Source organism: Pseudonocardia sp. EC080619-01, from assembly GCF_001420995.1.
Lineage (GTDB): Bacteria > Actinomycetota > Actinomycetes > Mycobacteriales > Pseudonocardiaceae > Pseudonocardia.
The window spans coordinates 1,561,258-1,585,746 of the sequence record NZ_CP012184.1 but is presented as its reverse complement, the minus strand read 5'-3'; the positions used below and the strand labels follow the sequence as shown (position 1 = coordinate 1,585,746).

Here is a 24,489-nt window from a genome sequence, read left to right as displayed (position 1 = left end):
GATCTGCTGACGCTCACGGGATCCGTGGACGCTCGCGCGATCGCGTGAGCAATACCGGGTTCGGTGAGCGTCTCGCCGGATCCGTGGTGCTTCGGGGCCTCGTCGACGCGCACCGGGTCCCGGACGCTCACAGAGCCTGTCGGCGCTCACGCGTTCCGCGGGCGCTCGCGGGATCCGTGGACGCTCGCGCGATCGCGTGAGCGGTGCCGGGTTCGGTGAGCGTCTTGCGGGATTCGTGGGTGCGACGGGACCTCTGACGCTCGGAGGGCCCTGGCCGCTCACGGGATCGGCGAGCGCGTCCGCGGGTTCTGCCGACGCTCGCGGGGCTGTCGACGCTCCCGGGGCCTGGCGACGCGCACGCGATCTGTCGGCGCTCGCGGGATCCGTGGACGCTCGCCCGATTGCGTGAGCAGTGCCGGGTTCGGTGAGCGTCTCGCCGGATCCGTGGTGCTGACGGGCCTGCCGACGCCCAGAGGATCCGCCGGCGCTCACGGATCCGCTGGTGCTCACGGATCCGCTGGCTCGCACGCGATCTGACGGCGCTCACCTGGTCTGTCGGCGCTCACACGATCTGTGGGCGCTCGCGGGATCCGCTGGCGCTCGCACGATCGCGTGAGCGACGGCGGGTTCGGTGAGCGTCTCGGCCGGCTGCGGAGCGGAGCCTGGGGACCGGAGGCAGGTGAGCTGGGGTGGGCGGGCGGGAGTGGGTCGGTGGGACTGGGCGTGGGGCGGCCCCGTCACTCGCCGGGGTGGCGGGTGACGGGGCCCTCGGGGGTGCTCAGCCGAGGCGCTCGCGCACCCAGTCGTGGAACTCGCCGATGTGGTGCTCGCTCGGGACCAGGACGCCGCCGTCGCGGTACGAGCGCGAGTCCATCGCCACCTGGCAGCGCTCACAGGCCTCGAAGTCCTGCAGGTTGACCCGGTGGAAGAGCTCGACGGACCGGTCGATGTCGGCGCCGGAGTCGACGACCTCGGGCAGGTAGAGCCAGTCGCAGACGACCATGGTCCGCTCCGCCGTCAGCGGGAACATCCGGTGGAAGACCACATGGTCGGGCACCAGGTTGATGAACACCTGCGGCCGCACGGTGATCGCGTAGTAGCGGCGGTCCTGGTCGGCGCCGACCCCCGGGATCGGGGCGAGCCCGGCCGAGCCGTCCACGGTGAAGCCCTGGACCTCCTCGCCGAACTCGGCGCCGTGGCCGACGAAGTACTGCGCGGCGAGGCCGTCGGCGAACTCGGGCAGCACCTCGGTGAGCTCCGGGTGGATCGTCGCGCAGTGGTAGCACTCCATGAAGTTCTCGACGATCTGCTTCCAGTTCGCCTTGACGTCGTAGGAGATGCGCCGGCCGAGCTTCAGGTTCTCGACGTCGTAGCCGACGATCGCGTCCGGCGAGCCGAGCCGGGCGGTGACGTCGCCGATCACCGTCTCCTCGAACGGCGGCGGGTCCTCCGCCAGGCACAGCCAGGCGTAGCCCAGCCACTCGCGGACGTGCACCGTGTGCAGGCCGTACTCGACCTTGTCGACGTCCGGCATCGCGGTCAGGTTCGGCGCGGCGACGAGCTTGCCGTCCAGGCCGTAGGTCCACGCGTGGTACGGACACTGGAAGGAGCGCTTCACCTCGCCGCTCTCCTCGGTGCACAGCCGTGCACCCCGGTGCCGGCACACGTTCAGGAACGCCCGGACCGCACCGTCGCGGCCGCGGGTCACGATGACGCTCTCGCGTCCGATCTGGACGGTCTCGAACCGGCCGGGCCGGTCGAGGTCTGCGCTCAGGACGGAGCAGAACCATCCTGTGTGGAAGATGCTGTCCTGCTCGGCCCGGAAGATGTCCGGATCGGTGTAGTAGTGGCCCGCCAGGGTCTCTCGCAGGCTCTCCGGCAGGGCCTGACCGCGGGTGGAGGGGGACAGCTCACCGGTCGTCATGGCAGTGCTCCTCGTGCAGGACATGGGTGCCCGCGGCTCGGGCCCGGGGCGGGGGAGAGGTCGATCGGGTGTGCGGGACCTGCACGCCGGTGCTCCGCGTGCGCGAGAAATGAGAAGGAAAAGCAGGGCAACCGTTGCGTGACAAGCAACCGGTCGCTCAATGTGCACCATGATGGGAGCGCGACCCCGGGGGTCCTGTCAAGAGTCGATTCGGGCGACGATCCGCAGGTCGTCGCGCCTGTCGTGGCAGATCGGGCCGGGACTTCCCGAGGGCGGTGTGGGACGCGTGGCGGCTCCCGGGTCGTCGGCGTCGGAGGGCGGGCGCCGACCTTGACCGGCGCTCGTGCCGGATCTTAGGCTGATCAGATATATTAGTCGAGTATCTGATGGGTGCCGTGAGGTGGCCCCTCCCCGGCGATCACCGCACGACCTCCCGGCACGCACCGCCCGCCCCGCTCCGCGCGGATCCCGATCAGCGTCGATCCGCCGCCCGGATTCCCGAACAGAGGTGGACACCGTCATGGCAGACGTCGAACCGCGGTCCCGGACCGCGGACCTCCCCGAGCCCCCGGTGAGCCCGGAGAGCCCGGTGACCGCGGGCCGCACCGACCGGACCGTCTTCGGCGTGGGCGCGGCCCTGGCGCTGCTCTTCGTGGTGTGGGGTGTCGCGGACCCGCAGGGGCTCGGCGACGCCGCGAGCACCATGATCGACGGCCTGATGCGGGCCGGGGGCTGGGGCTTCATCCTCGCCGCGACCGGCTTCGTCGCGTTCGCGCTCTTCCTCGCGTTCAGCAGGTTCGGCCGGATCAGGCTCGGTGCCGACGACGAGCAGCCCGAGTTCCGGACGGTGTCCTGGATCGCGATGATGTTCTCCGCCGGCATGGGCATCGGGCTGATGTTCTTCGGCGTCACCGAGCCGCTGTCGTTCTACGCGTCGCCGCCCCCGGGGTCCGCCGCACCGGGGACGACCGAGGCGATGCAGACGGCCATGGCGACCTCGCTGTTCCACTGGACGCTGCACCCGTGGGCGATCTACGCCGTCGTCGGGCTGGCCATCGCGTACTCGACGTTCCGCAGGGGGCGCCGTCAGCTGATCAGCCAGGCGTTCGTCCCGCTGATCGGGCGCCGGGCCGCGGAGGGTCCGGTCGGCAGGACGATCGACATCCTGGCGATCTTCGCGACGCTGTTCGGCTCGGCCGCCTCGCTCGGTCTCGGTGCCTTCCAGATCGGTGGCGGCATGCAGGCCGTCGGCTGGGTCGACGGCGACGTCGGCGCCCCGGTGCTGGCCGCGATCGTCGTCGTGCTGACCGCGGCCTTCGTCCTGTCCGCGGTCTCCGGCGTCGCCCGGGCATCCAGTGGCTGTCGAACACGAACATGGTGCTGGCCGCCGCGCTGGCGCTGTTCGTGTTCGTCGTCGGCCCGACGGTGCTCGTGCTGGACATGATCCCGACGTCGCTGGGCGCGTACTTCTCCCAGTTCTTCGACATGGTGGCGCGCACCGAGGCCGTCGGCGGCGAGCCGATGCTCGAGTGGCTGTCCGGCTGGACCGTCTTCTACTGGGCCTGGTGGATCTCCTGGACGCCGTTCGTCGGGATGTTCCTGGCCCGGATCTCGCGCGGGCGCACGATCAAGGAGTTCGTGGGCGGCGTGATCCTCGCGCCGAGCCTGGTCTCCCTGGTCTGGTTCTGCATCTTCGGCGGTACCGCGGTCGAGCAGGCGCAGACGGGCGCGCGGTTCTCCGGCGACGCGAACGTCCAGCTGTTCGAGATGCTCGGGGCCTATCCGTGGGCGACGGTGACCGGGTTGCTCGTGATGGTCCTGGTCGCGATCTTCTTCGTGTCCGGTGCGGACGCGGCGTCGATCGTCATGGGGACGCTCTCGCAGCGCGGGACCATCGAGCCGAGCCGGTGGGTGGTGGTCTTCTGGGGAGCCGCGACGGGCGCGGTGGCGGTGCTGATGCTGGTCACCGGAGGGGAGGACGCGCTCTCCGGGATCCAGGACCTCACGATCCTGGTGGCCGCGCCGTTCGTGGTGATCATGGTCCTGCTCTGCGTCGCCCTGCTGCGCGACGTCCGGCGGGACCGGGTCGTCCTCCGCAGCATCAAGAGTGTCGAGGTGATCGAGCAGGCGGTGGACTGGGCCACCGACAGACACGGCGACGACTTCTACGTGAAGGTCGGTGCGTTCACCACCGAGGGCGGCGAGGACGAGGAGGGCGGCGAGGACGGCGCGGACCCGGACGGCGCGGACCCGGACGGCGCGGACCCGGACGACGAGGCCCCACCCGTGCCCGCCGAACCGCAGGCGGAGCCGCCGCCTGCCGACCCGGCACCCGCCGACCCGGCACCCGCCGAGCCGGCGCCCGCGGTGGAGCCGGTCACACCTCGGTGACGGTCACCCCGGCCTCGCGCAGCTGGGCGAGGGCCCGGCCGGTCGTCTCCTGCGCGACCCCGGCGCAGTGCTCGAGCAGCACCGTCGTCGTCAGGCCGAGCCGGGCCGCGTCCAGCGCGGTCGCCCGGACGCAGTGGTCGGTCGCCAGGCCGACGACGTCGACCTCGCCCACTCCGCGGGCGTCGAGCCAGTCGGCCAGCGGCAGGCCCGACTCGTTCTCGCTCGCGCCCTCGAACCCGGAGTACGCGCTGGAGTAGGCGCCCTTGTCGAAGACGCACTCGATCGGCGCGACGTCCAGCGCCGGGTGGAACGACGCCCCGGGCGTCCCGGCCCGGCAGTGCGGCGGCCACGAGTCGACGAAGTCCGGGGTGTCGGAGAAGTGCGGGCCCGGGTCGACGTGCACGTCCCGGGTGGCGACGACGTGGTCGTAGGAGCCCTCGGCGGCGAGCCGCCCGATCCGGGCGGCGACCGCGGCGCCACCCGCCACGGCCAGCGCCCCGCCCTCGCAGAAGTCGTTCTGGACGTCGACGACGATCAGTGCTCGGGCCATCTCACCCCTCCGTGGCGGGCGTGACGAAGCTGGTCGGGATCGCGGGCTCGCCGCGGGAGAGCTTCAGACCCTCCCACGGTACGGCCACCAGCGCCGCGCGGAGCCGCTCGCGGGCGTCGGGCAGCGAGCCCGTCCCGTCGACCAGCTCACCGCCGCGGACGAGCGGCACCGGCAGCACGCGGTCGTGGTCGCCGAGCTCGGGCTCGGAGCCGTGCGGGAACACGACCTCCTCCACCGCGGTGCCGGTCGGCTTGAACCGGCGCAGCGCCGACTTCCGCCCGCCCCGCGACTCCTTCGCGCTGGACCGCTTGCTCACCGGGCGCCCGTCGACCTCGACGAGCTTGTAGACCATCCCCGCCGTCGGGGCACCGGACCCGGTGACCAGCGACGTCCCGACGCCGTAGGAGTCGACGGGCTCGGCGCGCAGCGACGCGATGGCGTACTCGTCCAGATCACCGGAGAGCACGATCCGGGTGCCGGTCGCGCCGAGCGAGTCGAGCTGGTCCCGGGCCTGCCGCGCGAGCTCGCCGAGGTCGCCGGAGTCGATCCGGACCGCGCCGAGACCGGTGCCGGCCGCCTCGACGGCGTTCGCGATGCCCTTGCGGATGTCGAAGGTGTCGACGAGCAGGGTGGTGCCCGTCCCCAGTGCCGCGACCTGGCTGCGGAACGCGGCGGGCTCGTCGTCGTGCAGCAGGATCCAGGCGTGCGCGGCGGTGCCGGCGGTCGGGATGCCGAACCGCTGCCCGGCGGCGAGGTTCGACGTCGTGGTGAACCCGGCGAGGTACGCCGACCGGGCGGCCGCCACGGCCGCCTCCTCGTGGGTGCGCCGGGACCCCATCTCGATCAGCGGGCGTCCGGCCGCGGCCGTGACCATCCGGGCCGCGGCGGAGGCGATCGCGCTGTCGTGGTTGAAGATCGACAACGCGAGGGTCTCGAGGAGGACGGCGTCGGCGAACGTCCCGGTGACGGTGAGGACCGGGGAGCCGGGGAAGTAGAGCTCCCCCTCGGGGTAGCCGTCGACGTCGCCGGTGAAGCGGTAGTCGCGCAGCCAGCCCAGGGTGTCGTCGTCGACGACGGTCGCCAGCGTCTCCAGGTCGGCGGGGCCGAACCGGAACCCGCGCAGGGCCTCGAGCAGCCGCCCGGTCCCGGCGACGACGCCGTAGCGGCGGCCGTCCGGGAGGCGGCGGGCGAAGAGCTCGAACACGCAGTGCCGGTCGGCCGTGCCGTCGGCGAGCGCGGCGGCCACCATCGTCAGCTCGTAGCGGTCGGTCAGCAGTGCCGTGCCCGGTGCCGGGGCGGGCGGGGGGACGGAGCCGGTCATGGGACGGAGCCTATGCCCGCCTGTGTCACCATGGTGCGCATGACCGCGCCGTCCCCGTCGCCCACCGAGCAGGTCTCGCCGGACACGGACGATGCCACCAGTCCTGACACCCCGTGGCAGGCGATCGTGTGGAACGATCCGGTCAACCTGATGTCGTACGTCACGTACGTCCTGCAGAAGGTCTTCGACTATCCCGAGCAGACGGCGAACGCGCTGATGCTCGACGTGCACCACAAGGGCAAGGCCGCCGTCTCCTCCGGTGACAAGGACACCGTCGAGGTGCACGTGGCGAAGCTCCACGCGGCCGGCCTGTGGGCCACCATGCAGCGCACATGAACGGCTGGAAGCGCAGCGGCCGCGGCGACCGCGTCCGGTTCACCTCCGGCTTCTCCGGGGAGGAGGCCGCGGTGCTCCGCGGCCTGTTCACCGAGGTCCGGCAGATGCTCGCCGACCGGGCCTCGCTGGCCCCCGAGGACGAGCTCGCCACCCTCACCGGCATCCGCACCGGGCCCACCAGCCGGCCCACCGACCGGGTGCTGGCCCGGCTGCTGCCCGACTTCACCACCGAGGACTCGGACCTCGCGGGTGGACTGCGCTCGCTGCACGAGCCGGAGCTGATCGAGGCCAAGGACAAGGCGGCGGAGACGGTGCTGGACACCCTCCCCGAGTCCGGCGGCCGGCTCGAGCTGTCGCCCGACCAGGCCGACGCCTGGCTGGCGGCGCTCAACGACGTCCGGCTCGCGCTGGGCACCGCGCTCGACGTCAGCGAGGACATGCCCGACCAGCTGCCCGACGACGACCCGCGGGGCCAGCACCTGGGCGTCTACCACTGGCTGACCTTCGTCCAGGACTCCCTGGTCCGGGTGCGCCTCCGCGCCTGACCGGGGGTCAGCCGCGCCCGATCCGGTCCGTCGGCGGTGCGGTGAGCCGCGGCGCCGCCCCCAGGTGGGCGACGAGCGCGTCCAGGTCGACCGGGCCGCCGACCAGGTCGGTGCCCGCGGAGAAGGCGTCGAATCCGTCGCCGCCCGCGGACAGGAAGTTGTTCACCGCGACCCGGTACGGGCGGTCGTCCGCGATCGGGACGCCGTCCACCTCGACGCGGCCCACCCGCTCCCCGGCCACGGCGTAGCGGACGTTCGACGACGTCTGCAGGACCGTCGGCCCGTCCTCCACCGTGAACTGCTGGTCCAGCACGGCCCGCAGCTGCGCGCCGGTCAGCGTCATCGTCTGCAGGACGTTGCCGAACGGCTGGACGGTGTAGGCCTGCCCGTAGGTCACCCGTCCCTCCGCGTCCGGGACCAGGTCGGCGCGGACGCCGCCGGGGTTGGTGAGCGCGAGCTGCGCGCCGTCGCCGCGGGAGGCGGCCAGGTGCGCGTCGGCGATCACGGTGCCGAGCGGGGACAGCCCGGACGGCGCCGCCGCCCGGGGGAGCGGTCCGGCGAGGGTGCCGACCGGGCGCTCTGCGAGCGGGGCCGACCCGGCAACGGCCCGGTCGACGATCTCCTGCGCGGCCGGGTCGGGCTCCACGTCGTGGGACACGATCTCGTTGCGGGCGGTGGTGGCGGCCCGGTCGACGTCGCCGTCGGCGGTGATCGTGAGGTCGAGGACGGACAGCAGCCTGCCGAACGACAGGCCCTGCACGAACGGGCGCGGTGCACCGGCCGGGTCGGTGGCGCTGCACACGTACTGCTGGTGCGAGTGGGCGGAGAGGACGGCGTCGACGTCGGCGGAGACGGCCGCGGCGATCCGCGAGCCCGGCCCGCCCGGTTCCAGCGCACAGGAGTCCGGGCCGCCGTCGGAGTCGTCGCCCTGGTGCAGCAGCAGGACTTGGGCCCGCACCCCCTGCGCGGTGAGGTCGCGGGACGCGGCGTCCACGGCGGCGACCTCGTCGCCGATCTCCAGGCCGCGCAGGCCGTCCGGCGAGACGAGCCCGGGCAGCTCGGTGAGCGTCGCGCCGATGATCCCGATCCGGGTGCCACCGGCCTCGACGACGTGGGTCGCCGGCAGCGCCGGGCCGCCGCCGTCCTCGGTGACGTTCGCGGCGAGGACCGGGAAGGACGCGCCGTCGAAGGACGGGGTGAACCGGCAGCCGTCGGACGGGTGGCAGCCACCACCCGCGATGCGGCGCAGCTCGGTGATGCCCTCGTCGAACTCGTGGTTGCCCGCCACCGAGGCCGCCACGCCCATCCCGTCGAGCACCTCGATCGTCGGCTCGTCGCGGAACAGCGCCGACGCCAGCGGGGAGGCGCCGATGTTGTCGCCGGTCGAGAGCAGCACCGAGTCCGGCTCCTCGGCGCGCAGCCGTTCCACGTGCGCGGCCAGGTAGGCGGCGCCGCCGGCGTCGACCTCGGCGCCGTCGTCGCCGGTCACCCTGGCCGAGGACCCCGTCGGCGGCTCGAGGGTGCCGTGCAGGTCGTTGAACGCGATGACCCGGACCGTGCCGGGATCGCCACCGGCGTCCGGACGGCCGGCCAGGGTGCGGGACTCGGCGGCGACGGCCACCACGAGGACCGACGCGAACACCGCTGCCAGGACGATGCCGGTCCGGCGGGAGGAGGAGGCGGGCACGCCGCGCAGTATCGCCGCGGCGCGCCCGCCGGCACCGTGGCGTGGGTCACGAACGGGGGCGTCCGGCGGATGAACGTTGTGAGCCGCGCCGAGCGATGTGCGACGGCCCGGACCGGGCCCGTATCCTCGGCTGCGTGCTGGCCATCCGAGCGGACCTCGTCGACGAGATCGTCGCGCACGCCCGGCGGGACTTCCCGCTGGAGGCGTGCGGTCAGCTCGTGGGGCCGGAGCACGGCGAGCACGCCGAGCGCTACGTCCCGATGACCAACGCCGACGAGATCGAGAGCGACTTCGCGTTCTCCCCCGTCGAGGACATCAGGCTGGAGCGCGCGCTCGACGCCGCCGGGGAACGCCGGATGCTCGTCGTCCACTCGCACACCCGCGTCCCGCGCCGCCCGCTGACCGACACCGGACTGCCCGAGGCGTACCCCTCGGTCAAGGACGTCGCGCAGATGGAGTGGACCCCCGACCAGCACTGGCTGATCGTCGGGCTGGCCACGGCCGACGGCGAGCCCGAGGTGCGGTCGTACCACCTCGCCGGTGGCGAGATCGTGGAGGACGCACTGCAGGTGGTGGAGTCCTACATGTTCTCCCACACCGGTTCCGACGACGTGCCCGACCGGGCCTGAACGACCCTCCCGCGCACCCGCGCCGGAGGTCACGCGGGAATGTCGCCGTACTCCGGTTGCGTTGTCGCGTGACGAAACGTCCACGGCAACGCAACCCCCAGGAGTGATCACCGAGATGGCCGTCTCCGTCTCCATCCCCACCATCCTTCGCACGCACACCGGCGGCGAGAAGACCGTCGAGGCGAAGGGCGACACCGTCGCAGGAGTCATCGACGACCTGGAGTCGCGGCACAGCGGCATCAAGGGCCGCCTGATCACCGACGGCAAGCTGCACCGCTTCGTCAACATCTACGTCGACGACGAGGACGTCCGCTTCGCCGGTGGCCTCGAGGCCCCGGTCAAGGAGTCCTCGACCCTCACGATCCTCCCGGCCGTCGCCGGCGGTCGCTGAGCCCATCGTCGGCGGGTGCCGGGCGGCGACGCCCGCCCGGCACCGCCCCGTGAGGAGATCGTCAGTGCGTTACGACTCGCTGCTGGACGCCGTCGGCGACACCCCGCTCGTCGGGCTGCCGTCGCTGTCGCCGTCGGAGGACGTGCGGCTGTGGGCCAAGCTGGAGGACCGCAACCCCACCGGCTCGATCAAGGACCGGCCCGCGCTGGCCATGATCGAGGACGCGGAGAAGCAGGGTCGGCTCACCCCCGGCTGCACCATCCTGGAGCCCACCTCGGGCAACACCGGCATCTCGCTGGCGATGGCGTCGAGGCTCAAGGGCTACCAGCTCGTCTGCGTGATGCCGGAGAACACCTCCGAGGAGCGCAGGCAGCTGCTCGCCATGTACGGCGCGCAGATCATCTCGTCGCCGGCGGCGGGCGGTTCGAACCAGGCCGTCGCCGTCGCCAAGCAGCTGGCCGCGGAGCACACCGACTGGGTGATGCTCTACCAGTACGGCAACCCGGCCAACACCGACGCGCACTACCGCGGCACCGGCCCGGAGATCCTGCGTGACCTGCCCTCGATCACCCACTTCGTCGCCGGGCTCGGCACCACCGGGACCCTCGTCGGCGCCGGTCGCTACCTGCGCGAGCAGAAGCCCGACGTCCAGGTCGTCGCCGCCGAGCCGCGCTACGGCGAGCTGGTCTACGGCCTGCGCAACCTGTCCGAGGGCTTCGTCCCCGAGCTGTACGACGAGACCGTCCTGACCGGCCGCTTCTCGGTCGGCTCCTACGACGCGCTGCGCCGCACCCGTCAGCTCGTCGAGGAGGAGGGGATCTTCGCGGGCATCTCGTCCGGGGCGATCCTGCACGCCGCGCTCGGCGTCGCGAACAAGGCGCTCGAGGCCGGGGAACGCGCCGACGTCGTGATCGTCATCTGTGACGGCGGCTGGAAGTACCTGTCCACCGGCGCCTACTCGGGCGACCTCGGTTCGGCCGCGCAGGGCATCGACGGGCACCTCTGGGCCTGACCGCCGCCCTAGTGGTGGTCGTGTCCGGCCCCGGCACCGCCCGGCGCCGGCGGCGGGACCGCCGCCGGGGCGCCCGGTAGCGGCGCTGCGGGGGTGGGCCGGACGCCGTCGGACCCGGGCGCGGCCGGCTCGGCCGGGACGGCGGGCACCGGGACGGCAGGGCTCCCGCCGGCCGGGGGGATCCCGGCCTCCGGAACGGTGGGCGCCTCGCTCGTGACGACGACGGCGCCGGGCGGCGTCCCGCCGGAGGTGCCGTAGAGCAGCCCGCCACCGGCGGCGGCCGCCACGACGAGCACGCCCGCGCCGAGGACGACCCGGCCGCGACGACGGCGGTCCGGCGCGGCCGCCCCGCTCCCGGCACCACTCGTTCCACCGGCCTCACCCGGATCCCTCGTTCCACCGGCACCACCCGGGCCGCCGGCACCGCCCGGACGATCGGCGCTCCCCGGACCACCGGCACGTCCCGGGGCACCGGTGCGCTCGGCGCCCCACGACGCGGCCCCGAGCGCGACGGCGTGCTCCGGGTGCCTGCCCACCGAGGGTGGCCTGCCCAGCCCGGCCACGGCCCCGGCCATCGCGGGGATCCGGGCGGAGCCACCCGTCAGCAGGACCGTGTGCAGGTCGTCCGGGGTCACGTCCGCCGAGCGGAGCGCGCGGCGCAGCACCGCGACCGTCGCACCGACCCAGGGCCGGATCATCTCCTCCAGCTCGCCGCGGGTCAGCAGGACCGCGGTCTGCACCGACGGCAGTACCACCGGGATCACCGTCTCGGTGTCGGTGGAGAGCGCCTCCTTCGCGAGGACGCAGTCCTGCCGGAGCCGGACGACGGCGGCGGCCGCCCGGGCGTCGGCCGGATCGTGCGCGGAGACCGCACCGTCCAGTGCCCGGTCGACGTGCGCGAACACCACGTCGTCGAGGCCCGCGCCGCCGAGTCCCGGTGCGCTCCCGGGCACGCCGAGGACGGTGGCCCCGGCACCGCCGACCCGCAGCACGGTCGCGTCGACGCTCCCGCCGCCCAGGTCGTGTACGGCGACGAGGGCACCGTCGGGCACCCGGCCGGTGGAGGCGAGGTGCGCGACGGCCGCCTCCGGCTCGGTCAGCACCCGGGCGTCGTCGATCCCGGCCGCCCGGTGCACCTGCCCGAACCGCTCCCGCTCGTACGGGCCCCAGGCCGCCGGGTGGGTCAGGGTGACGGTGTCCGGGGCGGCGCCCTCCTGCGTCCCCACCATCCGGAGGACGTCGCGCAGCTGGTGGGCCATCAGCTCCGGCACCGGGTGCGGGGTACCGCCGACGAGCACCGGGACCGGGTCGCCGAGCCGCGCCCCGACCCCGCGGACCACCCGGTCCGGTGCACCGGCGGCCCCGCGCTCGGCCGCGTCACCGGTCAGGACGGTCCCGTCGGGACGCAGCAGCACCACCGACGGCACGGCCGTGGTCCGGTCGCCCAGCGTCGCCGTCCCGACCCGGCCGTCCCGCTCCACCGCGGCGGTGGTGCAGGTCGTACCGATGTCGACGGCCAGGCCGTATCCCATCGCGCCCGCCCTCCTCCCCGGGGAGCCCGTCCGGCCCGGGGTCGTCACGCACCGTCCCGGCGTTGCCGGGTGCACGCCTGATTCGCCCGATCGGCCGCACCCGTCGTCGGTACCGTCGAGGCCATGACCGCTCTCCCGTCCGGCCGTGCTCGCGTGCGCGTGCTCCCGCCCGCTCCGGCACGGGCCGCGGCGATCATGCTGCTGTTCACGGCCGCGCTGTACATCGTCGAAACCGTGGATTCCGCCTCCGACGGCATGGTGGAGCGGGCCGGGGCGATCTACCCGCGCGACACCGACGGGCTCGCCGGGATCCTCACCGCGCCGCTGCTGCACGGCGACTGGGCGCACCTCGTCGCGAACACCGTGCCGTTCCTGGTGTTCGGCTTCCTCGCGATGTCCGGCGGGGTCGGGCAGTGGTTCGTGGTGACCGCGACGATCTGGGTGGTCAGCGGCGTCGGGGTCTGGCTGATCTCCCCGCTGCCGGTGATCGGGGCGTCGTCGATCGTGTTCGGCTGGTTCCTGTTCCTGCTGGTCCGCGGCTTCTACGCGCGCAACGGGCGGCAGATCCTGCTCGCCGTCGTGCTGTTCCTCGTCTGGGGTTCGCTGCTGTGGGGGGTGCTGCCGTCCGACCCGATGGTGTCCTGGCAGGGCCACCTGTTCGGCGCGGTCGGCGGCGTGGTCGCCGCGTCCTGGGTGGCGAAGGCCGACCGCCGCGCCACGCCTACCCTGGGGGTGTGAGCAGCGAGCGGGGGATCGACGCACCGATCGGGATCTTCGACTCCGGCGTGGGTGGTCTCACCGTCGCCCGCTCCGTGATCGACCTCCTGCCCGCCGAGCAGATCGTCTACGTCGGCGACACCGCGCACAGCCCGTACGGGCCCCGCACGATCGCCGACATCCGCCGGCTCGCGCTGCAGATCGGCGACGAGCTCGTCGAGTCCGGGGTGAAGGCGCTGGTCATCGCCTGCAACTCGGCGTCGGCGGCCTGCCTCGCCGACTTCCGCGAGCGCTACCCGGTCCCGGTCGTCGAGGTCGTCCGCCCCGCCGTGCGACGTGCCGTCGCCGCCACCCGCAACGGCCGGATCGGCGTCATCGGGACGCAGGCGACGATCGCCTCCGGCGCCTACGCCGACGCCTTCGACGCCGCCCGCGACACCGAGATCACCTCCGTCGCGTGCCCCCGCTTCGTCGACTTCGTCGAGCGCGGCACCACCAGCGGCCGGCAGGTGCTCGGCGTCGCCGAGGGCTACCTGGAGCCGCTGCAGCGGGCCGGGGTCGACACCGTCGTCCTCGGCTGCACGCACTACCCGCTGCTCACCGGGGTCCTGGAGATCGTCCTCGGCCCGGACGTGACGCTGGTGTCCTCGGCCGACGAGACCGCCCGCACCCTCGTGCGCACCCTGCACACCCGTGACCTGCTGCGCGACGACACCGCACCGGCGGCGGCGCACCGTTTCCTCGCCACCGGCGACCCGGAGCCGTTCCGCCGGCTCGGCCGCCGCTTCCTCGGCCCGGAGATCGGTGCCGTCGTGGGGCGGGCCGGGTCGGAGCCCCTCCCCGGGGCCGGGGTAACGTCCGCGCCGTGATCGGTGCGCTGGTCCTGGTGATCACGGTGGCCCTGTCGGCCACCGCGCTGTTCGGGCTGGTCACCACGGTGACGAACCGCCCCCCGGGCGCGGTCCACCGGATCGCGGTCGGGGTCTGCACGGCACTCGTCGTGGTGCAGGCGGCCATCGCCGCCTACCAGGTGCTCGTCGGCGGTGTCACCCTGCCGGAGCAGAGCACCTTCCTCATCTACCTCGTCGTCGCGATCTGCGTCCCGCCGGTCTCGTTGCAGTTCGCCACCGCCGAGCCCAGCCGGTGGGGCGGCACGGTGATCGCCGTCGGCGCGCTCGGCACCCTCGTCGCGGTGCTCCGCCTGCAGGGCCTGTGGGTGCCCGGTGCCTGAGCCGGGGGAGGTCCGCGCCACCGCGACCGGGCCCGGCCGCATCCTCATCGCCGTCTACGGGGTCTTCGCGGTCGCCGCGACCGCGCGGGCCGGCGTCCAGATCGCGGAACGGTTCGCCGAGGCGCCCCTGGCGTACACACTGTCCGGCCTCGCCGGGATCGTCTACGTCCTCGCCACGATCGGCCTCGCCGGGACCGGACCGGGCTTCCGGCGCCTCGCCTGGGCCGCCGTGCTGTTCGAGCTGACCGGGGTGCTCGTCGTCGGGGCCTTCACCCTGCTCGTGCCCGGTGACTTCCCGCAGGACACGGTCTGGTCCTGGTTCGGCGTCGGGTACGGCTTCATCCCGCTCGTCCTGCCGTTCGTCGGGATCTGGTGGCTGCGGCGCACGGCGCGATCGGGTTAGTGTCGCGCATGCGGCTGATCGTGCTCGGGTGCTCCGGCAGCGGTCCCGGTCCCGGCTCCCCGGCGTCCGGCTACCTCGTGGAGGCCGGTGCCACCCGGTTCACGCTCGACCTCGGCAACGGCACACTCGGTGCGCTCCAGCGGCACACCGACCCGTGGGGCCTCGACGCCGTCGCCTTCAGCCACCTGCACGCCGACCACTGCTCGGACTTCGCCTCGCTCGTCGTGCACCGCCGGTACCACCCGCGGCCGCCGTTCGACCCCGCCGGGTCCCCGTTGCCGGTGCACGCCCCGTCCGGCGCGCACGCCCGCTTCGCCCGCGCCTACGCGCCGTCGGAGGAGGAGCTGCACGGCACCGACCTCACGGACGTGTTCACGTTCCACGACCTCGCCGCCGGCGGCTCCTTCACCGTCGGCACCGGCGCGGACACGGTGACGGTCACCGCCCACCCGGTGGTGCACCCGTGCCCGTCGTTCGCCCTCCGGGTCGAGCACGCGGGGACGGTCCTCGCCTACTCCGGGGACACCGGCGCCTGCGACGGTCTCGTCGACGCGGCCCGCGACGCCGACCTGTTCCTGTGCGAGGCGAGCTGGCCGCACGACGACGCCAACCCGGCCGGCGTGCACCTGTCCGGCCGGGAGGCCGGGGCGCACGCCGCCGCGGCCGGCGCCCGGCGGCTGGTCGTCACGCACGTCCCCGCCTGGTACGACCGCGAGGAGCTCGCCACCGAGGCGAAGGCCTCCTTCGGCGCCCCCGTCGAGCTCGCCGCCCCGGACGCCGTGTTCGACCTCTGAGCGCCCCGGGACCGGAGCGGCCCGGCGGGCCCGGCCACGGGTTCCTAGGATGTCCGGGTGACACGATCTGAGGGCAGGACGGACGGACGCGCGGACGACGAGCTCCGTCCGGTGACGATCACCCGGGGCTTCCAGAAGCATCCGGCCGGATCGGTGCTGGTGGAGTTCGGGGACACCAAGGTGCTGTGCGCGGCCAGCGTGACCGAGGGGGTCCCGCGCTGGCGCAAGGGATCCGGCCTCGGCTGGGTCACCGCCGAGTACGCGATGCTGCCCTCGTCGACCGACACCCGGTCGTCGCGGGAGTCGGTGAAGGGAAAGATCGGCGGTCGCACCCACGAGATCTCCCGCCTGATCGGCCGGTCGCTGCGCGCCTGCATCGACCTGCGCGCGCTCGGCGAGAACACCATCGCGATCGACTGCGACGTGCTGCAGGCCGACGGCGGCACCCGGACCGCGGCCATCACCGGCGCCTACGTCGCGCTGTGCGACGCCGTCACCTGGCTCGGCGAGCACGGGAAGCTGACCGACCCCAAGCCGATCTCCTGCCAGGTCGCGGCCGTGTCCGTCGGCGTCGTCGACGGCCGGGTCCGGCTCGACCTGCCCTACGAGGAGGACTCCCGGGCCGAGGTCGACACCAACGTGGTGGCGACCGAGACCGGCACGCTCATCGAGGTCCAGGGCACCGGTGAGGGGGCCACGTTCGCCCGCAAGACCCTCGACGCGATGCTCGACTCCGCGCTCGCCGGGATCGCCGGCATCGCGCGGATGCAGATCGAGGCGCTCGACGCCCCGCCCCCCAAGCTCGAGGCGGAGAAGGCCGCGGCCGAGGCGGCGGAGGGCGCCGAGTGACCGCGGCCCGGATCCTGCTGGCCACCCGGAACGCCAAGAAGCTCGTGGAGCTGCGCCGGATCGTCGACGCCGCCGGGCTGGCCGGTGTCGAGATCGTCGGGCTCGCCGACGTCCCCGAGTTCCCCGAGGCGCCGGAGACCGGGGCGACCTTCGCCGAGAACGCGCTCGCCAAGGCCCGGGACGCGGCCGCCGCGACCGGCCTGCCGGCGATCGCCGACGACTCCGGCATCACCGTCGACGCGCTCAACGGGATGCCCGGCATCTTCTCGGCCCGCTGGGCGGGGCGGCACGGCGACGACGACGCCAACCTGCAGCTGCTGCTCGGGCAGACCGGGGACGTGCCGGACGACCGGCGCGGCGCCGCCTTCGTGTGCGCGGCCGCGCTCGTGACCCCGGACGGCGCCGCCGCGGACGCACCCGGCGCCGACGGCAAGACCCCCGGCCGGACCGTCGTCCACGGCACGTGGCGGGGCACCCTGCTGCGCGCGCCGCGGGGCGGGAACGGCTTCGGCTACGACCCGATCTTCGCGCCGGAGGGGGAGACCCGGTCCTCGGCGGAGCTGTCCGCCGCGGAGAAGGACGCGGCGTCGCACCGCGGGCTCGCGCTGCGCGCCCTCGTCCCGCACCTGCAGGCCCTGCTCGCCCAGGCGTGACACCGGCGGAACCGGCCCCGGGTCACTCCGGGGCCGGTTCCGCCAGTACCTGCTGGGCGATCTTGAAGGCGGAGTTGGCGGCCGGGACACCGCAGTAGATCGCGGTCTGCAGCAGGATCTCGACGATCTCGTCGCCGCTCAGCCCGTTGCGCCGGGCGGCCCGGACGTGCAACTCGAACTCGGCCCAGTGCCCGTGGGCGACCAGGGCGGTCAGCGTCACGGCGGACCGCATCCGCCGCTCCAGACCGGGCCGGGTCCAGATCTCGTTCCACGCGTAGCGGGTGATCAGCTGCTGGAACTCGGCCGTCGTGCCGTCGACCTTCGCCAGCGCCGCCTCGACGTAGCCGGCGCCGAGCACCTCGCGCCGCACCGCGAGCCCCTCCTGGTCCAGGTCGGCGGGATCCATTCCGTCGGTCGCGGCGCTCATGACGGCACCTTCTCACGGTTCCGCGGCCCCGCCGGTGAGCGGTGCGCCACCCGTTCCGGGACGTGACGACGGTCGCGGCGGCGTGCTGAGTACCGTGGCCGGAGTGCGGTGGTGGCGTCCTCTCCTGGCCTGTCTCGGGCTGGTGCTCCTGGCGAGCCTCGTCGTACTCGTGGCCCGCGCCTACGGGGTCTCCGTCGTCCCGCAGTTCGGTGAGGTGCGCCGCGTCGTCGAGGCCTCCGGGCCCTGGGGACCGGTCGTGTTCGTACTGCTCCAGGTGCTGCTGAACGTCCCGCCGTTCCCCCGCACGGTCTTCACCGTCTCCGCCGGTGTGCTGTTCGGCGCGGTGTCGGGGACGCTGCTGACCCTGGTCGCGACCGCTCTGGCCGCGATCGTGGCGTTCCTCCTGGTCCGGGTCACCGGCGGCCGGATGGTCGCGCGCTGGGCCGAGCACCCGCGGGCCGTGTGGGTGCGGCGCAGGCTCGACCACCACGGGACCCTGGCCGTCACCTCGCTCCGGCTGATCCCGATGGTGCCGTTCGCGGCGATGAACTACCTGGCCGGGCTGTCCGCCGTGCGGTTCTGGCCCTACCTGGTCGGCACGATCCTCGGCTCCGCTCCCAGCACGATCGCGATGGTCGCGCTCGGCGACGCGGTGACCGGGCACCTGCCGCCCTCGCTGCTGCTCGTCTCGGGGGTCTGCGCGCTCCTCGGACTGGGCGGTGTCCTACTGGCGGCCCGGCGCCCGCTGCCGGACGAGCCCGCGGCCTGACGAGCCCCGGCCTGACACATCCCCGGCCCGACTATCGGTCGCAGCGCGGCCGTGGGTGGTCGCCGGGCACCGGCCCGGCGACCACCCGACGTGTGCCGACGGCGGGATTCGAACCCGCACTGACACGGACCTAAACCGTGGGCCTCTCCCGTTGGGCTACGCCGGCTAGTTCTTACGGGTGCACCACGTCTCCGTGAGTGCATGGCAGTTCGGGCACAGGATACGGAGGTTCTCCAGCCGGTTGTCGGTGTGGTCACCGTTGACGTGGTCCAACTCGAACGGGATCGGGCGCCCGCGCCAGTCGAGGAGTCCGCACTCCTCGCACCGCTGTTCCTTCACGCCTTCGGCGATCAGCCGGCGACGCAGCGCGGCGCTGCTGTAGTAGGTCGAGCCCCGTACGAGTATCTCGGTGAGCGGGCGCGCGCGGCGCTGGAGCGGGAACCGTCTGCCCTCCGCCCACGCCTGTCCGGTGAAGTGTGAGGTGTCGAGACCGCGTGAGCTGATGTGGCTCCGGATGAAACGGTGCATACCCCCGCTCGGTGCGTAGCCCAGCCGCCGCAGCACCTCCGCGAACGAGACCGACGCCCGCACCGCCTCGGTGAGCTGCGCGTCCGTCCAGTGGTGGCGCCGTCGCGCCTCCACCGGCCCCGCCAGGTGACCCGCGTCCGCCCCGACCCGCTCGATGTGGGCCCGGAGCACGTCGTACCGGCCCGGCCGGATCCCGAGCCGCCGGCAGACCTCGGCCAGCGTGGCCGACGTCGCCACGGCCGCGACGAGCTGCTCGTCGATCCACCGGCGGGCGCGGGGCATCACCCACCGCCCGCCGGGCGGACCCGCGGCACTAGATCTTCCAGTCCCGCCGCAGCTTCGCCACGTGCCCGGTGGCCTTCACGTTGTACCGGGCGTCGGTGACCGTGCCGTCCTCGCCGATCAGGAACGTCGAGCGGATGACCCCGGTCACCGTCTTGCCGTAGAGCTTCTTCTCGCCGTAGGCGCCCCACGCGGTGAGGACCTGCTTCTCCGGGTCGGACAGCAGCGGGAAGGTCAGCCCCTCGGCGTCACGGAACTTCGCCAGCTTCGCCGGCGTGTCCGGCGAGATGCCGAGGACGTCGATGCCCGCCCCGTTCAGCTCGGTGAGGTTGTCGCGGAAGTCGCAGGCCTCGGTGGTGCAGCCGGGCGTGCTCGCAGCGGGGTAGAAGTAGACGATCACCCTGCGGCCGCGGTGGTCGGCCAGCGAGACGGGCGTGCCGTCGGCGTCGTCGAGGGTGAAGTCGGGGGCGGGGTCTCCCGCCTGCAGCCGGTCGCTCATGACGATCAGCCTGCCACCCGGTGTGCACGCCACCGTCCCGAGCACGCCGCCTGTGGACAACTCGGCCGATCGGGGGCCGGTTGTGGACAGGTGGCCGCGACGCGCCGCCGCCGGGTGGCCACGCTGCGCGCGGGGTGCGGGCGATGGCTACGGTGTGTGCCACGCCGCCCGCAGCACACCCCGGCGGGCGCGAGCAGCAGGAGATCCCGGGCGCGCTGCGCGTACCGGCCGAGTCGGAGGAGACGTGGTGGCCCGCGACCCCGAGAGCATCCAGCACGAGATCGAGCAGACCCGGGACGCGCTGGCCGAGAGCCTGGACGCCCTGGCCGACCGTGCGAACCCGAAGAACCTCATCGAGGGCGGCAAGGAGCAGGTCGCCGAGAAGCTCGCCGACCCCAAGATCAAGTACACGCTGATCGCGGTCGGCGCGCTCGTCGGGCTGGCGCTGGTCCGCTCGATCCTGCGCTGAGCCCCGCCGGGCCCGGCCGGCCGGGAGGCCCGGCCGGCGCCCCGGTCAGGACAGGGTGTCGCGGAACTCCAGCAGCGCGGCCCGGTCCACCCCGTCGGAGAGCGGCCTGCGGTAGCGGGCGATCAGCCGGGCCGCCCCGAACCCGGCGACCGCGACCAGGGTGTCCCCGCGCAGGTAGCCGAGCACGGTGCCCTTCACTGCGCCCCCGTCGAGGCCGTCGCCGTGCAGCGTCAGCACCTCGTCCGCCGCGCCCGGCCGTCCGATCAGCTGGATCTTGAGGCCGAACTGGTCGGACCAGAAGAACGGCACGGTGGCCGGCGGCGGGTCCCCGCCCGCGATGTCCGCGGCGACGGCTGCGGCCTGCTCGGCGGCCGACGTCCAGTGCTCGAGCCGTGCCCGGTCCCCGGTGCGCGGGTCGGTCCACGCCGCGGCGTCCCCGACCGCCCAGACACCGTCGAGCCCCTCGACCCGGCCGCGCTCGTCGCACGGGATGCCGCCGGACAGGTCCGGCCCGCTGCCCTCGAGCCAGCCCAGGTCCAGCCGCCCGCCGATCCCGACGACGGTCTCGTCCGCGGACACCGTCGAGCCGTCGGACAGCTCGGCCCCCGTCGCCGTCAGCGACGCCACCGACACCCCGGTCCGCAGGTCGATCCCGGCGTCCGTCATCAGCCGGGCCACCAGGGTGCCCCCCCGCTCGCCGAGCAGGCGCTCCATCGGCACCGGCGCGGTCTCGACGACCGTCACCGCCAGCCCGCGGTCGACCGCGGTGCTGGCCACCTCGGCGCCGACGAACCCGGCCCCGACGACCAGCAGCGACGAGGCGTCCGCCAGTGCGTCCCGCAGCCCGTCGGACTCGTCGACGCTGCGCAGCACGTGGATGGATCCGGGCTGGCCGTCGAGGGTGCGGGAGGTGACACCGACGGCGAGCACGATCGCGTCGGCGTGCAGGGTGGCGCCGTCGTCGAGCTCGACCTCGCCCGGCCGCAGCGCGACGGCGGCGCGCCCGAGGTGGGTGCGGACGCCGAGCTCCTCGAGGTCGTCCTCCGAGGCCAGCTCGATCCGCGACCGGTCCCACTCACCGGCGAGGTACTGCTTGGACAGCGGCGGCCGGTCGTAGGGGAGGTGCTCCTCCGCCCCGACCAGGCTGAGCCGGCCCTCGTAGCCCGCCCGGCGCAGTCCCTGCACGGTCCGCAGGCCGGCCAGGCCCGCTCCGATCACCAGCACGTGTTCCGGCACGCTCATCGCGCTCCTCCCGATCGCGCCGCGGCCAGCCGCGCCACCGCGGTCCCTCGCACAGGATCTTCGCCGACACCGGCCGGCCCCGTCCGCGCGGGGCGGGGTCTACAGCGTGCGGTCGTCGGGTTCGAGTCGGTTGCGCAGCCGGGACAGCGTCTGGGAGAGCAGCCGGGACACGTGCATCTGCGAGATCCCGACCTCGTTCGCGATCTGCGTCTGGGTCCGGTTCCCGAAGAACCGCAGCATGACGATCGTGCGCTCGCGCGGCGCGAGCTCGGCGAGCAGCGGGCGGAGCGACTCGCGGTAGTCGACGCGGTCCAGCTCGGCGTCGGCGTCGCCCACGAGCTCCCCGACGGTGGCGCCACCGTCCTCCGAGGACAGCATCTCGTCGAGCGACGAGCTGCGGTAGGCCTCGGCGGCCTCCAGCCCCTCCAGCACCTCCGGTACGGGCAGGCCGAGGTGCTCGGCGATCTCCGAGGGCCGCGGGGAGCGGCCCAGGGTCTGGGACAGCTCGGACACCGCCCCGTTGATCGAGACGTGCATGTCCTTGAGCCGGCGCGGGACGCGCATCGACCAGCTCTGGTCGCGGAAGTGCCTGCGGACCTCGCCCGAGATCGTCGGCACCGCGAACGAGAAGAACTCGCCGCCCTTGTCCGGGTCGAACCGGTCGATGGCGTTGATCAGGCCGACGGTGGCGACCTGGACGAGGTCGTCGAGCGGTTCGCCGCGGTGGTTGAAGCGGCGCGCGATGTGCTGGGCGACGGGCAGGTACCCGGTGACGAGCCGGTCGCGCAGCTGCTCCCGGCGCGGGTCGTCCACCTCGAGGCCGCTGTACTCCGACAGCAGCGGGGTGAGGTGTGCGTACTCGGGGTCCGCCGTCACAGGCCGGGTCCGGCGAGCTTGTGCAGCCGGATGGTGAGGGCGGAACCGCCCCCGTCCTCCTCACCGGTCTCGACCGCGACCTGGTCGGCGAGGGTCTGCAGCACCCGCCAGCCGAAGCTGTCGGTGGGCAGCTCCGCGTCCGCTCCGGTGTGCACCCGTGCGGAGACGTCGATCCGCTCGCCGTGGACGTCGAACGTGCAGCGCAGGGACGATCCGGGGGCGGCGAGCCCGACCAGCGTCGCGCACGCCTCGTCGACCGCCATCCGCAGGTCGGAGATCGCGTCGAGGTCGAAGTCCGCGCGCGCGGCGAGGTCGGAGGCGACTGCACGGACCGTCGGGATCAGCGCGGCGCGTGCCGCCGTCCGGATCTCGACGGTGGCGGCGCCGGATGCCTGGTCGGTGGGAGCGCTCGAGGTGTCCTCGTGGGCCACGCTGGGTCGTCCTTTCGGTCGGTGTCGCGCCCGGCGCCACCGGCGCCGGCCGTCGGGCGGGTCCCCGTCGTGCCGGGAGTGCCCCGCTCAGGGCCCGGGTATGCCGGTCTGGTCGGCCAGGACCGTGAAGAGCTGGGCGGAGCCGGTCACCTCGAGCGGTCGCAGGACCGCCCGGTTGGTGGCGACGACGTAGAGACGCCGGTCGTCACGGGCGGCCCGGCGTGCGGTGTGGATGAGGACGCCGAGCCCGCTGGACGCGAGGAACGTGACGCCCTCGAGGTCGACGGCGACGTCGCGGTCGTCGCCGTCGCCGTTCGCGGGACGGTCCAGCAGTTCGTCGAGCGCGACGCCGAGCCGGGGCGCGGTCAGCGTGTCGACCTCGCCGCGGACGGTGAGCACGGTGAGTCCCCGGCGGGGGGACGAGAACGTCACGCCGAGGTCGGCGCTGTCGTCCGGGTGCTCGACGCCGTCCCCGCGGGACGGCGGCGGGGATCCGGGCAGGGGGATCACCTCCGGGAACGGGCGCGCTGAGGCGCGTCGTCGGGGCGGGCGCCCCCGCCGTGTTCTCGACGGGGTCTCGCAGGTACGTGCGCGGGCTCCGCCGGGCGGGGCCGCGCGATCAGACGATACCGGCCGGTCCCGGCGCACCACGGACGGTGTCCGGCCATCGGCTCGCTGGGCCGTCCGGGTGGTCCGGGTCGCCGGCCGGACGGGGACCCGCCGGGTGGACGCCCCGGTCGCGCGGGGTCGGGCCGGTGGGTCCGTTGCCGCCGGAGGGGTGACGGCTCACCGGTGTGCCGTACCGCCACCCGAGGGATCACATCGACCGCCGGGCGGGCGTACGGCACCGCTCGACCGCCGGACCGCCGGCGGGGACCGGCGGCCGTCGGCGGCGCCGGGTGGTGCTGCGTACCAGCGGATGTGGTGGAGGACGGCGCCGTCCGAGATCCGCTCGCGGCGCGCGTGGCCCCACTCGTCCGTACGGGGCCCGGTCCAGCGCGCATCCGGGGCCGCCGCCGGGGTTCACTGTGGCGGAGAGAGCAGATCGTCCCGGAAGGCACGTGATCGTCGTGGTGCAGGACGTGGCCCGGCCGCGCAGGCTGGTGGCCGTCGCGCTCACCGAGTCCGAGTCCGCCCGGGCCGGGGGCGCCCTCGCCGAGCTGTCCGGCAGCGCGGGTGAGACCGACCTGCTCGTCGTCCGCAACGACCCGGCGGACCGGCTGCGTCGTGCTGAGCCCGTGGAGGCCGAGGACTACCCGGGGGACGACCCGGCGACCGACCCGGACGACTCACCGATCACGATGCCGGTGTCGCGGATCCCGTCCGGTCCGGTGCGGTTGCACCGGCTGGGTCTGCGCTGGGTGGTGCAGGACGCGGACGAGCCGGACCTCGTGGCGGCACTGTCCGAGCTCGTCGGCTTCGACCCGGACGGTGACACGTACTGCGTGGCGCCTGCCTCGACGGGCGTGGTCGCGGATCCGGAGATCGAGGTCGTGCGACGGGCGGTCCGCCGGGTGGCGCGGGTCTACGGGCTACCGGTCCTGCCGTACCGCGCTCCGGCTGCCGGTGCGGCGTCGCTGCCCACCTGGCTGGCCGAGGAGGCCCCGGGGGCCTGACCCCGGCACGGGACGGACGGGTGCGGCGGTCAGCCGGCGGCGGCGACGAGTCCGGGGGCCTCGGCCGCGATGTGTCCGGCGTCGCGGCGTTCGAGGATCGCCCGGCGTTCGGACTCGCCGAGCCCGCCCCACACGCCGAACGGCTCGCGGCTCGCGAGGGCGAAACGCCGGCACTGCTGGACCACCGGACAACCCCGGCAGACCTGCTTGGCCCGCTCGGTGCGCCGGGAGCGTGAGGGGTTCCGCTCGCCGTCCGGGTGGAAGAAGACCGCGCTGTCCATCCCGCGGCACGCGCCGAGGCGCTGCCACTCCCACTGGTCGTCCATCGGGCCGGGAAGCCGGGAAACATCGCTCACGTGCTCACCTCGTCGGTCGGGACCCGGCG

At 74.0% G+C, this 24,489-nt stretch carries 28 protein-coding genes, 1 tRNA gene and 1 pseudogene; 16 read left to right on the top strand and 14 right to left on the bottom strand.

Annotated elements, in window-relative coordinates; translation table 11 throughout:
• Nucleotides 1-778: 778 nt before the first annotated feature.
• The gene (locus tag AD017_RS07295) at nt 779-1,924 is read right to left on the bottom strand and encodes an aromatic ring-hydroxylating dioxygenase subunit alpha (RefSeq protein ID WP_060573660.1); all 1,146 of its coding nucleotides are present in this window, start codon (nt 1,922-1,924) and stop codon (nt 779-781) included.
• Nucleotides 1,925-2,444: 520 nt separating this feature from the next.
• Between AD017_RS07295 and AD017_RS07290 the strand changes: the two are divergent.
• Nucleotides 2,445-4,315 (top strand): annotated as a pseudogene (locus tag AD017_RS07290) (BCCT family transporter).
• Here the strand turns inward: AD017_RS07290 and AD017_RS07285 are convergent.
• Together AD017_RS07285 and AD017_RS07280 are read right to left on the bottom strand one after the other, a co-directional pair.
• Nucleotides 4,302-4,865: an isochorismatase family protein gene (locus tag AD017_RS07285; protein WP_010240817.1), complete on the bottom strand. Its 564-nt coding sequence runs from the start codon at nt 4,863-4,865 to the stop codon at nt 4,302-4,304. The pseudogene AD017_RS07290 and the gene AD017_RS07285 overlap by 14 nt on opposite strands.
• Before the next feature lies 1 nt (nt 4,866).
• Nucleotides 4,867-6,186: a nicotinate phosphoribosyltransferase gene (locus tag AD017_RS07280; RefSeq protein ID WP_010240816.1), complete on the bottom strand. Its 1,320-nt coding sequence runs from the start codon at nt 6,184-6,186 to the stop codon at nt 4,867-4,869.
• A 39-nt stretch (nt 6,187-6,225) separates the two neighbouring features.
• Between AD017_RS07280 and clpS the strand changes: the two genes are divergently transcribed.
• Both clpS and AD017_RS07270 read left to right on the top strand, forming a co-directional pair.
• Entirely contained in the window at nt 6,226-6,522 is a 297-nt protein-coding gene (clpS, locus tag AD017_RS07275; protein WP_029239928.1) for an ATP-dependent Clp protease adapter ClpS, read from the top strand.
• Nucleotides 6,519-7,067, top strand: coding sequence for a DUF2017 domain-containing protein (locus AD017_RS07270; protein WP_010240814.1), 549 nt, complete (start codon nt 6,519-6,521; stop codon nt 7,065-7,067). Before clpS ends, AD017_RS07270 begins: the two co-directional genes overlap by 4 nt.
• Nucleotides 7,068-7,074: 7 nt before the next feature.
• Here AD017_RS07270 and AD017_RS07265 read toward each other — a convergent pair whose 3' ends face one another.
• Nucleotides 7,075-8,754 carry a bifunctional UDP-sugar hydrolase/5'-nucleotidase gene (locus AD017_RS07265; protein WP_082399098.1) on the bottom strand — a complete coding sequence of 560 codons (1,680 nt, stop codon included), beginning with the start codon at nt 8,752-8,754 and terminating at the stop codon, nt 7,075-7,077.
• Nucleotides 8,755-8,888: 134 nt separating this feature from the next.
• Here AD017_RS07265 and AD017_RS07260 point away from each other — a divergent pair, with 134 nt between their 5' ends.
• From AD017_RS07260 to AD017_RS07250, 3 genes are all read left to right on the top strand, one after another.
• Nucleotides 8,889-9,383, top strand: a complete 495-nt coding sequence (locus tag AD017_RS07260) for a Mov34/MPN/PAD-1 family protein (protein ID WP_033200458.1) — start codon at nt 8,889-8,891, stop codon at nt 9,381-9,383.
• A 115-nt stretch (nt 9,384-9,498) separates the two neighbouring features.
• Nucleotides 9,499-9,774 (top strand): MoaD/ThiS family protein, encoded by a 276-nt coding sequence (locus AD017_RS07255; protein WP_010240811.1) that lies wholly within the window; start codon nt 9,499-9,501, stop codon nt 9,772-9,774.
• A gap of 64 nt (nt 9,775-9,838) precedes the next feature.
• Nucleotides 9,839-10,786, top strand: coding sequence for a PLP-dependent cysteine synthase family protein (locus tag AD017_RS07250; protein ID WP_010240810.1), 948 nt, complete (start codon nt 9,839-9,841; stop codon nt 10,784-10,786).
• Nucleotides 10,787-10,794: 8 nt separating this feature from the next.
• On the opposite strand, the gene AD017_RS37195 is transcribed toward AD017_RS07250, so the two are convergent.
• A complete protein-coding gene (locus AD017_RS37195) occupies nt 10,795-12,318 on the bottom strand; it encodes an Hsp70 family protein (RefSeq protein ID WP_060573656.1) in 1,524 nt (507 codons plus the stop codon).
• 123 nt (nt 12,319-12,441) lie between these two features.
• Here AD017_RS37195 and AD017_RS07240 point away from each other — a divergent pair, with 123 nt between their 5' ends.
• From AD017_RS07240 to AD017_RS07210, 7 genes are read left to right on the top strand one after another with little or no spacing between them, the layout of a single operon-like run.
• Nucleotides 12,442-13,056 (top strand): rhomboid family intramembrane serine protease, encoded by a 615-nt coding sequence (locus AD017_RS07240; RefSeq protein WP_029239133.1) that lies wholly within the window; start codon nt 12,442-12,444, stop codon nt 13,054-13,056.
• Entirely contained in the window at nt 13,053-13,904 is an 852-nt protein-coding gene (gene murI / locus AD017_RS07235) for a glutamate racemase (protein ID WP_060573654.1), read from the top strand. The genes AD017_RS07240 and murI overlap by 4 nt, the downstream gene beginning before the upstream one ends.
• Nucleotides 13,901-14,266, top strand: a complete 366-nt coding sequence (locus AD017_RS07230) for a hypothetical protein (protein WP_010224053.1) — start codon at nt 13,901-13,903, stop codon at nt 14,264-14,266. The genes murI and AD017_RS07230 overlap by 4 nt, the downstream gene beginning before the upstream one ends.
• Entirely contained in the window at nt 14,259-14,669 is a 411-nt protein-coding gene (locus AD017_RS07225) for a hypothetical protein (protein WP_060573653.1), read from the top strand. Before AD017_RS07230 ends, AD017_RS07225 begins: the two co-directional genes overlap by 8 nt.
• A gap of 8 nt (nt 14,670-14,677) precedes the next feature.
• Nucleotides 14,678-15,463, top strand: coding sequence for an MBL fold metallo-hydrolase (locus tag AD017_RS07220; RefSeq protein ID WP_060576280.1), 786 nt, complete (start codon nt 14,678-14,680; stop codon nt 15,461-15,463).
• Between the two features lie 57 nt (nt 15,464-15,520).
• Nucleotides 15,521-16,312, top strand: a complete 792-nt coding sequence (rph, locus tag AD017_RS07215) for a ribonuclease PH (protein ID WP_060573651.1) — start codon at nt 15,521-15,523, stop codon at nt 16,310-16,312.
• Entirely contained in the window at nt 16,309-16,965 is a 657-nt protein-coding gene (locus AD017_RS07210) for a non-canonical purine NTP pyrophosphatase (RefSeq protein WP_060573650.1), read from the top strand. Before rph ends, AD017_RS07210 begins: the two co-directional genes overlap by 4 nt.
• 22 nt (nt 16,966-16,987) lie before the next feature.
• Here the strand turns inward: AD017_RS07210 and AD017_RS07205 are convergent, their stop codons facing one another.
• Nucleotides 16,988-17,392: a carboxymuconolactone decarboxylase family protein gene (locus AD017_RS07205; protein WP_010226235.1), complete on the bottom strand. Its 405-nt coding sequence runs from the start codon at nt 17,390-17,392 to the stop codon at nt 16,988-16,990.
• Nucleotides 17,393-17,486: 94 nt separating this feature from the next.
• Between AD017_RS07205 and AD017_RS07200 the strand changes: the two genes are divergently transcribed.
• On the top strand, nt 17,487-18,161 hold the full coding sequence (locus tag AD017_RS07200; protein ID WP_227013364.1) for a TVP38/TMEM64 family protein: 675 nt from the start codon (nt 17,487-17,489) through the stop codon (nt 18,159-18,161).
• Nucleotides 18,162-18,254: 93 nt separating this feature from the next.
• On the opposite strand, the gene AD017_RS07195 is transcribed toward AD017_RS07200, so the two are convergent.
• The 3 genes from AD017_RS07195 to bcp form a co-directional block, all read right to left on the bottom strand.
• Nucleotides 18,255-18,327, bottom strand: a tRNA-Leu gene (locus AD017_RS07195).
• Nucleotides 18,327-18,971 carry an HNH endonuclease signature motif containing protein gene (locus tag AD017_RS07190; protein WP_060573646.1) on the bottom strand — a complete coding sequence of 215 codons (645 nt, stop codon included), beginning with the start codon at nt 18,969-18,971 and terminating at the stop codon, nt 18,327-18,329. Before AD017_RS07190 ends, AD017_RS07195 begins: the two co-directional genes overlap by 1 nt.
• Before the next feature lie 31 nt (nt 18,972-19,002).
• Nucleotides 19,003-19,470 (bottom strand): thioredoxin-dependent thiol peroxidase, encoded by a 468-nt coding sequence (gene bcp / locus AD017_RS07185; protein ID WP_010226241.1) that lies wholly within the window; start codon nt 19,468-19,470, stop codon nt 19,003-19,005.
• Between the two features lie 247 nt (nt 19,471-19,717).
• Here bcp and AD017_RS07180 point away from each other — a divergent pair, with 247 nt between their 5' ends.
• Nucleotides 19,718-19,939, top strand: coding sequence for a DUF3618 domain-containing protein (locus AD017_RS07180; RefSeq protein ID WP_029239290.1), 222 nt, complete (start codon nt 19,718-19,720; stop codon nt 19,937-19,939).
• 45 nt (nt 19,940-19,984) lie between these two features.
• Here the strand turns inward: AD017_RS07180 and AD017_RS07175 are convergent, their stop codons facing one another.
• The 4 genes from AD017_RS07175 to AD017_RS07160 all read right to left on the bottom strand — a co-directional run bounded on the left by AD017_RS07175 (nt 19,985) and on the right by AD017_RS07160 (nt 22,998).
• On the bottom strand, nt 19,985-21,181 hold the full coding sequence (locus AD017_RS07175; RefSeq protein WP_060573644.1) for an NAD(P)/FAD-dependent oxidoreductase: 1,197 nt from the start codon (nt 21,179-21,181) through the stop codon (nt 19,985-19,987).
• A gap of 99 nt (nt 21,182-21,280) precedes the next feature.
• Entirely contained in the window at nt 21,281-22,057 is a 777-nt protein-coding gene (locus AD017_RS07170; protein ID WP_010226247.1) for an RNA polymerase sigma factor SigF, read from the bottom strand.
• Nucleotides 22,054-22,488: an ATP-binding protein gene (locus AD017_RS07165; RefSeq protein ID WP_010226249.1), complete on the bottom strand. Its 435-nt coding sequence runs from the start codon at nt 22,486-22,488 to the stop codon at nt 22,054-22,056. Before AD017_RS07165 ends, AD017_RS07170 begins: the two co-directional genes overlap by 4 nt.
• Before the next feature lie 87 nt (nt 22,489-22,575).
• The gene (locus AD017_RS07160; protein ID WP_010226251.1) at nt 22,576-22,998 is read right to left on the bottom strand and encodes an STAS domain-containing protein; all 423 of its coding nucleotides are present in this window, start codon (nt 22,996-22,998) and stop codon (nt 22,576-22,578) included.
• Nucleotides 22,999-23,549: 551 nt separating this feature from the next.
• On the opposite strand from AD017_RS07160, the gene AD017_RS07155 reads away from it, so the two are divergent.
• Nucleotides 23,550-24,104: a hypothetical protein gene (locus AD017_RS07155; protein ID WP_060573642.1), complete on the top strand. Its 555-nt coding sequence runs from the start codon at nt 23,550-23,552 to the stop codon at nt 24,102-24,104.
• 29 nt (nt 24,105-24,133) lie between these two features.
• Here AD017_RS07155 and AD017_RS07150 read toward each other — a convergent pair whose 3' ends face one another.
• Nucleotides 24,134-24,460, bottom strand: a complete 327-nt coding sequence (locus tag AD017_RS07150) for a WhiB family transcriptional regulator (RefSeq protein ID WP_075299983.1) — start codon at nt 24,458-24,460, stop codon at nt 24,134-24,136.
• Between the last annotated feature and the right edge of the window lie 29 nt (nt 24,461-24,489).

What these genes read in the sequence shown, in the direction of transcription:
- AD017_RS07175 (WP_060573644.1), bottom strand. Translation starts at nt 21,181, where the DNA reads ATGAGCGTGCCGGAACACGTGCTGGTGATCGGAGCGGGCCTGGCCGGC.
- AD017_RS07270 (WP_010240814.1), top strand. Translation starts at nt 6,519, where the DNA reads ATGAACGGCTGGAAGCGCAGCGGCCGCGGCGACCGCGTCCGGTTCACC.
- AD017_RS07240 (WP_029239133.1), top strand. Translation starts at nt 12,442, where the DNA reads ATGACCGCTCTCCCGTCCGGCCGTGCTCGCGTGCGCGTGCTCCCGCCC.
- clpS (WP_029239928.1), top strand. Translation starts at nt 6,226, where the DNA reads ATGACCGCGCCGTCCCCGTCGCCCACCGAGCAGGTCTCGCCGGACACG.
- AD017_RS07285 (WP_010240817.1), bottom strand. Translation starts at nt 4,865, where the DNA reads ATGGCCCGAGCACTGATCGTCGTCGACGTCCAGAACGACTTCTGCGAG.
- AD017_RS07220 (WP_060576280.1), top strand. Translation starts at nt 14,678, where the DNA reads ATGCGGCTGATCGTGCTCGGGTGCTCCGGCAGCGGTCCCGGTCCCGGC.
- AD017_RS07255 (WP_010240811.1), top strand. Translation starts at nt 9,499, where the DNA reads ATGGCCGTCTCCGTCTCCATCCCCACCATCCTTCGCACGCACACCGGC.
- AD017_RS07190 (WP_060573646.1), bottom strand. Translation starts at nt 18,971, where the DNA reads ATGCCCCGCGCCCGCCGGTGGATCGACGAGCAGCTCGTCGCGGCCGTG.
- AD017_RS37195 (WP_060573656.1), bottom strand. Translation starts at nt 12,318, where the DNA reads ATGGGATACGGCCTGGCCGTCGACATCGGTACGACCTGCACCACCGCC.
- AD017_RS07280 (WP_010240816.1), bottom strand. Translation starts at nt 6,186, where the DNA reads ATGACCGGCTCCGTCCCCCCGCCCGCCCCGGCACCGGGCACGGCACTG.
- AD017_RS07205 (WP_010226235.1), bottom strand. Translation starts at nt 17,392, where the DNA reads ATGAGCGCCGCGACCGACGGAATGGATCCCGCCGACCTGGACCAGGAG.
- bcp (WP_010226241.1), bottom strand. Translation starts at nt 19,470, where the DNA reads ATGAGCGACCGGCTGCAGGCGGGAGACCCCGCCCCCGACTTCACCCTC.
- AD017_RS07295 (WP_060573660.1), bottom strand. Translation starts at nt 1,924, where the DNA reads ATGACGACCGGTGAGCTGTCCCCCTCCACCCGCGGTCAGGCCCTGCCG.